At 69.8% G+C, this 262-nt stretch carries 1 pseudogene; it reads left to right on the plus strand.

Annotation, left to right across the window (positions count from 1 at the left end):
- Window positions 1-262 (plus strand): annotated as a pseudogene (locus WDW90_RS39915) (hypothetical protein); the annotation flags it as partial.

Below are 262 nucleotides of genomic sequence, written 5' to 3' on the forward strand. Positions count from 1 at the left end.
TGGTCCCTGGGCTCGCGCGGCTCAGACCTTCATCCGTTGGGCCCGCCTCGGTGTCTGGGAGCGCCTGCTCCGCCTCGCTCAGCATGCCGGGGTGCAGCACGGGATGACGTTCCTCGACGGCACCAGCATCCGTGCGCATCAGAAGGCTGCAGGAGCCCATCGAATAGGGGCTCACAAGCTGAGCGCGACAGGCGCGAGGCGCTGGGCGGCTCGCGCGGCGGCTTTGGCAGCAAGGCCTGCGTGATCGCCGACGGTCTCGGTC

Source organism: Methylobacterium nigriterrae, from assembly GCF_037106235.1.
GTDB lineage: Bacteria > Pseudomonadota > Alphaproteobacteria > Rhizobiales > Beijerinckiaceae > Methylobacterium > Methylobacterium nigriterrae.